Below are 12,168 nucleotides of genomic sequence, written 5' to 3'. Positions count from 1 at the left end.
GTGCCATGCGCGGAAAGTGCTCACGAACGCACAAAAAATCGCGACAGCGCGACAGAGTTGCCTATTCTGTAACGCGACGCGACCTTCCGCCCCCAGCGCCCTCGTTTTCTGGCTATGAGCACGCCGGACGCTAGCGGCTGGTCAGGGCGTCGTCATTCGACCGAAAGTGTGATTCGATCGTTGCTCGTGAATATCTGTGATCTAGCTCATCTTCGGCTAACGGCTATTCAACACGATCGAACGCCTGATCGATGACCGATCGGTCAGGCACGCGTGTCCATTCGGCCACGGCCATTTGGCCCAAAATCGGTAAAAGGCCTTGCCGGACGTCTCGTCGCCCAGCAATATCAACTGGCCGACCTGCTCTGAAGGAGCCGAGGGTTGTCCTGAGCGGGCATCCCAAGGGGGGAAGTCATGAAGCGGTTCCGTCGTGGACCTGTCCTGCGCGCAAGACTCCGGGTGACGCTCGCGTTGCTGCTGATCGTCGCACTCGTGGCGACGCTGGGGCCGGCGGCTTCGCAGCGGTTTCCGTCGTCGGATGAGGCGGGTGCGTCGGCTGCGGCGGATGCCCCGAAGCAAGAATCGGGGTCCGCCGAAGGCGTCGCGGACCGACCGACCCCCGACAGCGCCGCCGCGCCCGCGATCAATCGGGCGGCGGCCACTTCGCTTCAGTCGAAGTACCCGCCGATCGTCTTTCCCGAGCCCGCCTCCGACAAGCGCAGCAACGCCAAGGTCGTACCGCCTCCTGCCAACTCGGTGCGTGGGTTCGACGCACAGGCCAGCAAGGAACTGCCACAGCAGCGCGCGACGCACAGCAGCGTTTACGACAACCCCGACGGTACGCAGACCACCGTCTACGGCCAGGATCCGCTGAACTTTCCGCTGCCTGGGGGCGGGTTCGCCCCCGTCGACACTCGCGCCGTCCCCGACCAGGCAGGCGGATGGCGCAAGGCGGGCGATGAGCTTCAAGTCCATATGGGACAGACGAGCGGCTCGATGCGGGTGAACGACGGCGCCGGGCACGAGGCCGCCTTCAACCTCCTGGGTGCGCGGGCGACGGCCGGTCGCGCGGAAGGCAACGCGGTCGGTTACCCCGACATCCTGCCGAACGCCGACATGCGGGTCGAGTTCACCGCGGGCGCGGCCAAGGAGTGGTTCGTCCTCAAGACCCCCGACGCTCCTCATGCCTGGGAGTTCGCGCTGGATCTGAAAGGACTCGAGGCGAGGATCGTCGATGGCCAGGTGGTCTTCGTCGACCAGGTGGGTGCGGTCGTCCTGCGCGTCCCGGCGGGTTACATGCTCGACTCCAGTCGTCAGGAAAGCGGTGAGCCCGCGACCTCCTATGGCGTCACCTACCGGCTCGGGAGCCGTGATGGCAAACAGATCCTCCGGGTGGAACTCGATTCCGCGTGGCTGCGAGACCCGGCCAGGGTCTACCCCGTGCGGGTCGATCCCACCGTGGTCAAGGAATCGGTCAGCACCGGCAACCTCGTGGTGGAGAACGGCACCCGGTTCACCAATCTCAGTGAGTTGCGCATCGGCCGCAGCGGCGGCAAGACCGCTTCGAGCTACCTGCGGTTCGGCGGCATCGGCGGAGATCTGAGGGACAACCGGATCTTCGGTGCCCAGCTGCAGCTGACCAACTTCTGGTCCGGCTCCTGTACGCCCCGCCCGATGACCGTGCACCCGGTCACCGCGGACTGGGGTTCCGCCGGCACGCCCCCATTCGGCGGTGCGCTGGGTGGCGGGGTCTTCTCACACGGGTACATGGCCCCCTTGGCGACCAGATCGAACTGCCCCACCGCCCACGAACTGATCGACCTGGGCGCCGGCGGCCGGGACCTCGTCCAGCAGTGGGCGGGCGGTGCTCCGAACCATGGCCTCACCCTTCAGGCGCCGACGGACCCGGCGGCGTGGAAACGTTTCACCGGCTTCGGCACGGCCAACCCCCCGCGTCTGTATGTGACGCACTCGCCTTACAACGCCGACTACCGCATCGACCGTGCTACGCCGGAACCGCCGGTCACCCGCGCGACCCCGGGCAAGGTCAAGATCACCGTGACGAACCGCGGCGCGCAGGCCTGGTCGCGCAACGACTTCGCGCTGGGTTACCGCGTCTACGACCGGAGTGGTAACCCGCTCGGATCCCAGATCGCGGCCGAGCTTCCCGGTGACGTGGCGCGTGGCGCTTCCGTCACACTCGACGCGGAGATCAAGCCGATCGGGGTGGGCAGCTATCTCCTCGACTTCAGCATGCTCCGCAAGCCCGGTGACCACTTCACCGATCACCAGGTCGCGCCCGCTCGGATCGGCCTCGACGTGTACGACGTGCCGCCGTTCATCAAGCAGCAGTACCCGCCCAACGGCGCCTCCGTCCAGACGCTGACCCCGCAGTTGTGGGCGAGCGGTATCGACGTCGACCCGCCTGCTGGCAGCACTCTGAAGTACCGGTTCGAGGTTTGCGAAAAGGGAGCGGACGACAACCCGGTCAACTGCTTCAGCTCGGCACACCAGACCAGTCCGACGTGGACGGTGCCGGACAAGAAGTTGTTCTGGAACAAGATCTACCTCTGGCGCTCGTTCGCGTTCGACGGCACCAGCGAGAGCGAGGCGCTGCCGTTCAGTGCCATCTTGAGCGCCGTCCCGCAGCCTGCGATCACCTCGCATATGGCCATGACCCCGCACAGCGGGACCGACCGTGACTTCGACCCGATGGTCGGCAACCACCACTCCAGTGCGATCGATGTCCAGATGCCGACGGCAGGCCCCGGCTTGAGCGTCATCCGGACCTACAACACCCTGGATCCCCGTCGCGACCACTGGTTCGGCACGGGATGGGCGACGAAGTACGACATGCGGGTGGTCCGGGACTACGTGGGGAACGCCCTGGTCACCTATCCCGACGGCCAGCAGTTGCGGTTCGGACTGAACCCTGACGGCAGCTACGCGCCGCCACAGGGCCGGTTCGCCGCCTTCAAGGCCGAACCGGACGGCGGCTGGTCGTTGACCGACAAGTCGGCGACCACGTATCGCTTCGACTCCGCGGGCAAGCTGACCGGTTACACCGACGGCGTCGGGCGCGGTGTCAGGATCTACTGGGAGGGTGACGCCCTCACCCGTGCACTCGATCTGGCCAGCGGGCGGCAACTGGTCTTCCGGATCCAGGACCGCAAGGTCGCCGAGGTGTTCGCGACCGAGGTCAATGGCCAGATCCGGAATTGGAAGTACACCTACGAGGGCAACCGGTTGCGAGCGGTCGAAGACCCCTTGGCGAACGTCACCCGCTACGACTACGCCGATCAGTCCAGGTTCCGCACGGTCGTCAATGACACGGCACCGGACGGGTACTGGCGATTGGGCGATCAGGGCGGAGAGACCGCCGTCAGCCAGGTGGCGCTCAACCGGGGCAAGGACAACGGCAAGTACAAGAACGTCGTGCTCGGGACGGCGGGAGCGGTGCCGGGTTCGGCCGACACCGCGGCGACCTTCAACGGGTCGAGCTCGGTGTTGCAACTCCCGGACGGGGCGGTCAAGAAGAGCAGGGATCTCTCCGTCGGGCTGTGGTTCAAGACCAGTGGTTCCGGTGTCCTGCTGGGCTACCAGCAGAGCGAGATCTCGGGTTCGCTGCAGAACGCCTACACACCCGCGTTGTATGTCGGGACGAACGGAAAGCTCTACGGGCAGTTCGCGGACGGCACGACCGCGCCGATGAGCACTTCCGGTGTGGTCAACGACAACAAGTGGCACCACGTGGTGCTTTCCGGATCGCTGGCGACACAACGGCTCTATCTCGACGGTATCCAGGTCGCGACCAAGCAGGGCGTGATCGATCACGGCAATCAGACCAAGACGTACGTGGGCGCCGGCTTCGTCTCCGGTAACTGGCCTGCCAAGCCCGGCAACGACCACGGGTACTTCGCCGGAGCGATCGACGAGGTGGCCGTCTACACCAAACCCTTGGGGGACAACGCGGTCCGGGAGCAGTTCCAGGCCGCTCAGCCGTCCGAAGGGCTCAGCAAGATCACTCTGCCCAGCGGCAAGATCGCCGCCGAGGTGGAATACGACACGGTCAGCGAGCGGGTGAAGAGCTACACCGACCGCAACGGCGGGACTTGGCGGCTCGGCGTGCCGGTGATCACCGGTGAAGAGAACAATCTGATCCGCACCGTTCAGTTCGCCGATCCGGGGAACCGCAACCACACCTTCGACTACGACCCGGTTCGGGGCCGGATTCTGCGGACGGTCACCCCGTTGGGGCTCGGGGTCCGTCCGGAAGACCAGCTCGGGCAGCCCGCCGGGGAAGTCGGCTACGGGATCCGAACCTACGACTACGACGACGACGGCAACCAGAACACCATCGTCTCCGAGAACCTCAACGAGGTCACGCTCGGATTCGACCAGCGGGGGAACGTGCTCAGCAAGCGGACGTGCCTGATGCCCGGCCGCTGCCAGACCGAGTACTTCGGCTACCACTTCAGCCCGGACAACCCGCTCGATCCTCGTAACGACAAGGTCGTCTGGAGCCGGGACGGAAGGTCCACGAACGCCGAGGACAACCGGTATCTGACCACGTACCTCTACAACGCCAAGGGTGACCTGGCCGGCCAGAAGATGCCCGATGGCGGCGAGGTCGTGCACAGCTACACCACGGGTACCGAGCAGCCGCTCGACGACGTGGGCGTCCCGGTGCCTGCCGACCTGTTGTTGTCGACGGTGAGCGCGACGGGTGAGAGCACGAACTTCCGGTACTACAGCACCGGTGATCTCGGCGAGATCCAGCAAGCGTCCGGAATGCGGACACGATTCGTCTACGACGCGGCCGGACGGCGGACCTCTTCCACGATCTATGTGGACGCGTACCCCGACGGCATCACGACCACTTATGAATACGACGCGCTTTCGCGAGTGAAGGCCGAGACAGGGCCCGAGACCACGAACGCCGTCACCGGTGTCAAGCATCGTGCCCGGACGGTCACGTCCTACGACAAGGACGGGAACATCGAGCGCGAGGAGGTTTCGGACCTCGCCGGCGGCGACCCGGCCCGCGTCACCACCCGGGAGTACGACGATCGTGGCCGTCTCGTTCACCTCGTCAACCCGGAGGGTAAAGGGACGCGGTACGGCTTCGACGTCTTCGGCAACCGGATGTTCGAAATCGACGCGAGCGGTGTGAAGAAGTCCTACGCCTATACGGCTCGCAATGAAGTCGCCGAGGTGCGCCTGCACGACTGGCACGGGGGCGTGGTCGACCCGGCCGGCGGGGACGGCCGTCCCGGTGATGGGGAAGGGGACACCGATCCGGTGAATTCGAAGCCGACGGTGCTCGAGTCCTTCCGGTACGACGAGTCCGGACGGCAGATCCTGCACGTCGATGCGATGGGCCGTACGACGCGGAACAACTACTACGCCAACGATCTGGTCGCACAGGTCGTAGCGGAGGGCTACCGGGATCCGGTCACCGGCTACGTTCGCGACCTCGTTCTGGAGAACAACAGCTATGACGGCGCAGGGAACCTGACCAAGCAGACCACGGCCGGAAACCGGACCACGACCTACGACTACGACACGGTCAACAGGCTCACACAGTCGATCGAGGACCCCGACGGACTCGACCGCAGCACGAGGTTCACCTACGACCGCAGCGGCAATGTGACCCGCACCGAGAAGTCCGGTGATCCCTCGAACACCGGCGGCGGACAGGTGAACACCGCTGAGATCACCGAATTCGAGTACAACGCCTCCGGCCAGCGGACCAAACAGACTGTCCACAATGGACAGGAACTGCTGATCACCACCTGGAACTATGACGAACGCGGCATGCCGGTGTCGGTCACCGATCCTCGTGGGAACCAGTCGTCGTCCCAGTACACCACGACGATGGCGTACGACCAGCTGGCCAGGCCCATCCGGGCCACCGGTCCGCGAGTCCGCGTGGAGTCGAACGGTGGCGCGCCGGCGGACGCGCAAGCGACCATGGTCACCGGGTACGACACCTTCGGTTCGGTTACGCACACGAAGGACCCGCTCGGCCGGGTGACCACGGCGGAGTACGACAAAATCGGGCAGCTGGTGAAGGCGAGCCTGCCGTCGTACACGCCGCCCGGCGCCACGGCGGCGATCACACCGACCAAGGAGATCCGGTACGACGCCGTGGGGCGCGTGATCAAGCAGATCGACGCCCGGCAGCACACGACCGAACTGCGGTACGACCAGTTGGGAAGGCTGCTGGAGCGGCAGGACCCGCAGGCCGAGGGCACGGCCAGTGGCGTCTGGAAGTACTCGTACACACTGACCGGTCTGCCGCTGTCGGCCACGTCGCCGACCGGTGCGGAGGTCAAGGCGACCTACGACGAGTTGGGTCGCAAGGTCACGTCGACCGCGGTGGAGCGGTTCCCGGACCTGACCTCGTACACCACGAAGTACCGGTACGACGACGCAGGCAACATCGTTCTGGTCGAAAACCCCGCGGGTGAGAAGACCAAGAGCACCTACGACAAGCTGAACCAGCTGATCGCCGTGGTCGACCCGGCGGAGATCACCACCCAGCGCGGGTATGACCGGCAGGGCCGTCTGGTCCGGGCAAGCGACGGTGCGGGCGCCACGAAACGACTCAACTACGACCTGGCGGGCCGCATGGTCGCCGAGTTCGACGTTGACGCACAGTGGACGGGCAGCCAGCCCGCACTGCGGGAGCGCAAGTTCACCTACGACCCCGCCGGCAACATGCGGACGTCGGAGGACTGGGAGAAGCGGGTCACCACGTTCAGCTACGACGCGGCGAACCGGCTGTCGGGCCAGATCGAGCCCGTCGCGGACGGGAAGACGATCACGACGTCGTTCGGCTACGACGCGGCCGGAAACCGCACCAGGTTCACCGACGGCCGATCGAACAAGACCGTCTTCACCTACAACAGCCTGAACCTGCCGGAGTCGGTGATCGAGCCGTCCACCGCCGCACACCCCGCGGCGGCGGATCGGACCTGGACGCAGTCCTACGACGCCACGGGCAACGCGACCCGGCTGACCGCGCCCGGGAACGTGAACCGCGACCGGACGTTCGACGCGCTGAACCGGATGCTCACGGAGACCGGCTCGGGCGCCGAGACGCAGACCACCGGCAAGACACGGACTTACGACGCCGACGGTCGTGTGCGGGTGGCGGGAAGCAACGCGTACACCTACAACGACCGCGGGGGTCTGCTGACCGCGACCGGCACCGCCGGCGCGTCGTCCTTCGAGTACGACAACGCCGGGCGCGTCATCACCCGGAAGGACGCCGCCGGTACCACTGGTTACGGCTATCTCAAGGGCCGTCTTGACTCCGTGACCGACGGCGCGACCGGCGGCAAGCTGACCTACGGCTACAACGAAGCCGGCAAGATCAAGACGGTCGACTACGGTGCCGGTCGCGTCCGGACCTACGACTACGACAACCTGGCACGGCCGAAGTCCGATGTCCTGAAGGAAGCGAACGGCACGGTCCTCTCGTCGATCGCCTACACCTACGACCCGAACGACCGGGTCAAGACGAAGACGACCGCGGGATTGGCCGGCTCCGGCCAGAACAGCTACTCGTACGACTTCCAGGGGCGCATGCTTTCCTGGACGGACCCGGCGGGTAAGTCGACCGAGTACGGCTGGGACGACTCGGGCAACCGGGTCAAGGCGGGTGACAAGAACGCGACCTACGACGAGCGGAACCGTGTCCTCGCCGACGGCGACTACACGTACGCCTACTCGCCGCGCGGCTCACTGAGCTCACGGACGTCGTCCGGAATGGAGGAGAAGTACTCCTTCGACGCCTTCGACCGGCTGGTCAAGTTCGGCTCGACCGAGTACACCTACGACGACTTCGACCGGCTCGCCACCCGAGGCGGACAGAAGTTCTCGTATGCGGGCATGGAGCGGGACACGGTCAGCGATGGTGTTTCGCGCTTCGGCCGCGGTCCGGATGGCTCCTTGGTGTCGCTCTCGCAGGGAACCGATTCCCGGCTCACGCTTTCCGACCGGCACGGCGATGTCGTCGGCGCGTTGGCGCCCGCGTCCGGAGGAGTCGTCGACTCGACGGCGTACGACCCGTACGGCAAACGGATCGCGTCGACAGGTGTGCAACGTTCTGTCGGCTTCCAGGGCGACTGGACGGATCCCGACAACGGGAATGTCAACATGGGGGCGCGGTGGTACCAGCCGGGTTCCGGCACCTTCGCCTCCCGCGACAGCATCGCGCTTCCGTTCTCGCCGTCGATCAGCGCGAACAGGTACTCGTATGTGCTGGGCTCCCCGCTGAACTACTTCGACCCGGATGGTCACGGTTGGTTCAGTGACCTGTGGGACAAGGCGGGCACCATCGTGCACACCGCGCTGGACGTGGCGGGCATGATCCCCGGTATCGGTGAGATCGCCGACCTCGCGAACGCCGCGATCTACGCGGCCGAGGGTGACTGGGAGAACGCGGCTTGGTCGGCGGCGGGCGCGATCCCGTTCGGTGGTAACGCCGCGACCGCGGCGAAGTGGGCTCGGAAGGCGGGCGACTTCATCGGTAATGGCCGGCGGGCGGGCCGTCATGCCGACGATGCGGTCGGTCTCGGTCGTCGTTATGGCGATGATGTCGCTGGTGCTGCTCGCCGGGGTGCTGATGATGCCGCGTCGGCTGCTGCTCGGAAGGCTTCGGCTGTTGCGGCTGCTCGTAAGGCGGCTGCTGCGGCTGCCGCGGCTGCGGCTCGGCGGGCTGCGGCGATTTTGGCGAAGAAGAAGGCGGCTGCGGCTGCTGCGCGTGGTGCTGCGGAGCGGACGGCGAAGCGGAATCCGATTCCGTCGTTGAAGGCGGCGTTGAAGCCGGTGTTCAAGGGGACGGATTTGGTGTCGTCGTCTCCGTTGATGCCTGCTCGGGTGGTGCAGGCGTTCAAGGCGGATGTGCAGGATGCCGGCCGGGTTTTTGATTTTTTCAAGAAGCAGGTGGTGGGGGACGGGGCTGTCGTTCAGAACGTCGCGGAGACGGTGACGGCGGTGTCGGAGGTTGCTCAGTCGGGTGCTTCTCCTGATGATCTTTTGTCTGCTCTGGGTGGTTTGGCTGGGCGGAACAAGGGCCGGGGTAAGCATCATGACGAGTCGTCTGGTGGTTCGGCTACGAGTTGTGTGAACAGTTTTGATCCGAACACTTTGGTGGTGATGGGTGACGGGTCTCGTAAGCCGATCAAGGATGTGAGGGTCGGGGACAAGGTTCTGGCGAAGGATCCGACGACGGGGCGTTCCGCGGTTCGGGTGGTGACGGATGCCCGTTCGCATGCGAGTCAGCGGACGTTGGTGGAGGTCGGTGTCGCGAGTGAGGCCGGTCGTGGGTCGGTGGTGGCGACGGATGAGCATCCGTTCTGGGTGGCCTCGGAGAAGCGGTGGTCGAACGCTGTTGAGCTGAAGGCCGGTCATCGGTTGGAGACCGGTGATCACCGGGATGCCACTGTCACGGGGACGCGGTCGTGGTCTGAGACGCGGCGGGTCTACAACCTGACCGTCGATGGCGACCACACCTACTACGTCCTCGCAGGCCAGACACCAGTACTCACGCACAATGCTGATACCAGCTGCCTGCTTACCTCAGCTCGAAAGGCGCGGGACGATCTAGCGGATGAGGTAGGCGCGAGTAAAGCTACCGTTACGGGAGGGGGCGATCTCGCAACAGGTCGTACGGCCGCTGGGTGTAATAGCAATCCAACGGGATGCGCGGAGGACGATGTTGTGCGCAAACTTGGCATTGAACCGAAATCTGTTCAGTTCACTGAAGCCATCCGTCCGCGTACGGGAAAGCAAGTGCCAATCTGTGATCGTTGCCAGGGAACGTTTGATCAGTCTCAATTCCCGTCCGGTACACTGGTGAAGCCTGGTGGAGCTTGGGGAATCGAGGTTATTCCGTGAATATTGTGTCTCTTGCGCTGATTGAATCTATCCGCTGGGTCTCACTACGGACTGCGTCAGGTGATGGGCGCAATCTGCCGCAGGTATTTCGATCGCTTGCTAGTGCGACCTCATTGGCAGAGGCTGAGTCTGCGTATTGGAATATCGACAATGAAGTTATCGTCCAAGGTGAAATTTATGAAGCTGCCGAGGCTGCGCTCGAGATCGCCTTGTCGATGTCGTCGACCGTGCCGCCCGGCCCTGTTCGTAAGTGTCTGGCTGAGCTGATTCAGCAGATTGTGTTTAGTCAGCCGCATTCATCTGAGGTCAAAGAAGGAAACCGTGAAATTATAGCGCGTTGCCTATCTCTTGCGGCGGAGGCGACTTGGGTATTTTATGGATGGCTATCTGATTTAGATCAGGATGTTCGAGAGTGCGCTCTGCTTACTCTGCACCGAGTTGAAAATAATGACGCCAGAAAGTCGACCGTATTTGCCCGATATCGCGAGTGTGATAAATCACGAGGCGTTCAGAAGATTTTTTTGCAAATAGATAAAGGGGTTCTGTAGAAGTGCTTTCCCTGTGGCGCGGCCCGTAGGGGGTTGATCATGCTGCGGCTGCTGCGCGTGGTGCTGCGGAGCGGACGGCGAAGCGGAATCCGATTCCGTCGTTGAAGGCGGCGTTGAAGCCGGTGTTCAAGGGGACGGATTTGGTGTCGTCGTCTCCGTTGATGCCTGCTCGGGTGGTGCAGGCGTTCAAGTCGGATGTGCAGGATGCCGGCCGGGTTTTTGATTTTTTCAAGAAGCAGGTGGTGGGGGACGGGGCTGTCGTTCAGAACGTCGCGGAGACGGTGACGGCGGTGTCGGAGGTTGCTCAGTCGGGTGCTTCTCCTGATGATGCTCTGTCTGCTCTGGGTGGTTTGGCTGGGCGGAACAAGGGCCGGGGTAAGCATCATGACGAGTCGTCTGGTGGTTCGGCTACGAGTTGTGTGTCGAACAGTTTTGATCCGAACACGCTGGTGGTGATGGGTGACGGGTCTCGTAAGCCGATCAAGGATGTGAGGGTCGGGGACAAGGTTCTGGCGAAGGATCCGACGACGGGGCGTTCCGCGGTTCGGGTGGTGACGGATGCGCGGTCGCATGCGAGCCAGCGGACGTTGGTGGAGGTCGGTGTCGCGAGTGGTGCCGGTCGTGGGTCTGTGGTGGCGACTGATGAGCATCCGTTCTGGGTGGAGTCGGAGAAGCGGTGGTCGAACGCTGTTGATCTGAAGGCCGGCCATCGGTTGGAGACCGGTGATCACCGGGATGCGACGGTTACGGGGACGCGGTCGTGGTCGGAGACGCGGCGGGTCTACAACCTGACCGTCGATGGCGACCACACCTACTACGTCCTCGCAGGTCAGACACCCGTTTTGACGCACAACTGCGGTGGTAGCAAATCATCACATCTCGTTGGAAAGGGCGATGACCCCGGTGTTCCGGAGCTCGTCGCCGAGATCAATAGTCGCTATCCGGGGCACGTTCTGGCTCAAGGTATTGATATCAATGGTCCTGACGGGAAAACGCTGACAGACTTTGATATCGTGACTCGAAACGCAGTTGTTCAGGTCAAGACCGGCGGTGGCAAGGGTGCGCTGTCCCAGGCGGAGGTCACGCAAGGGCTTACTGATCTTCCTGTGGTTGTGTACCTTCCGCAAGGGCGAGGTAGTGTGGTCAAGAGTCTCGAAAAAGCCGGATTTATGGTCACAAGGGACAAGAATGTCTTGATGGACGTTCTTAGGCCGTAGCGCTGGCTGGTGGTTGAGTTTTAAGTGAAGAAGAAGGAGTCAGGGTGCGCCCGACCATTGTCCTGCTAGCAGGCTCGGATTCTCGGCGTGAACTCGAGAGGCGGTTGCGGAGAGCGGGATCCTACACTGAAGGGGATGTCTTCGATCACCTTGATGTGGGTGAATGCCGATTTGGTATCGATTTATCGAATCGCGTACTATCTGATTACGCTGAACCAGAGTTAAAAGAGCTGGTCGACCGACTTGGCGAATTTGATTCAATTCTTGTAGAGTATTCGGATGTGTCCTGTTTGCGACCTCTGCTTAAATCGGTGCTCGCGGGTCTGACCGGTTTTATTGACACAAATTTTGGCGAACTTATCGACTATGTCGACGTTCTGGAACGATTTGACCGGGAGCCTTCCTGGGACTGGAGTGTTCCCCAGCCTGGTTGAGGCTTACTTGTTGAACTCGACATGTCACAGTTGGTGCTGGCCTGGCAGGAGTACGGGCCT

4 protein-coding genes are annotated in these 12,168 nt (G+C 63.6%); all 4 read left to right on the top strand.

The annotated features are described in order from the left end of the window. The first annotated feature begins 414 nt into the window (after window positions 1-414). Complete coding sequence (locus ACIHAO_RS36460; RefSeq protein ID WP_396565769.1) at window positions 415-9,909, top strand: RHS repeat-associated core domain-containing protein; 9,495 nt, start codon at window positions 415-417, stop codon at window positions 9,907-9,909. Beyond that, complete coding sequence (locus tag ACIHAO_RS36455) at window positions 9,906-10,457, top strand: hypothetical protein (protein WP_396565767.1); 552 nt, start codon at window positions 9,906-9,908, stop codon at window positions 10,455-10,457. Before ACIHAO_RS36460 ends, ACIHAO_RS36455 begins: the two co-directional genes overlap by 4 nt. A 101-nt stretch (window positions 10,458-10,558) precedes the next feature. Next, the gene (locus tag ACIHAO_RS36450) at window positions 10,559-11,674 is read left to right on the top strand and encodes a polymorphic toxin-type HINT domain-containing protein (RefSeq protein WP_396565765.1); all 1,116 of its coding nucleotides are present in this window, start codon (window positions 10,559-10,561) and stop codon (window positions 11,672-11,674) included. Between the two features lie 44 nt (window positions 11,675-11,718). Continuing rightward, window positions 11,719-12,108 carry a hypothetical protein gene (locus ACIHAO_RS36445; RefSeq protein WP_396565763.1) on the top strand — a complete coding sequence of 130 codons (390 nt, stop codon included), beginning with the start codon at window positions 11,719-11,721 and terminating at the stop codon, window positions 12,106-12,108. Window positions 12,109-12,168: the final 60 nt, after the last annotated feature.

This window comes from Amycolatopsis sp. NPDC052450, from assembly GCF_044547565.1.
In the GTDB taxonomy this organism is placed as follows: domain Bacteria; phylum Actinomycetota; class Actinomycetes; order Mycobacteriales; family Pseudonocardiaceae; genus Amycolatopsis.
The sequence above is the reverse complement of the archived record's forward strand: the minus strand, read 5'-3'. Positions and strand labels throughout refer to the sequence as shown.

Excerpts from the sequence above, each read along its gene's own strand:
- ACIHAO_RS36460 (WP_396565769.1), top strand. The coding sequence starts at position 415 with ATGAAGCGGTTCCGTCGTGGACCTGTCCTGCGCGCAAGACTCCGGGTG.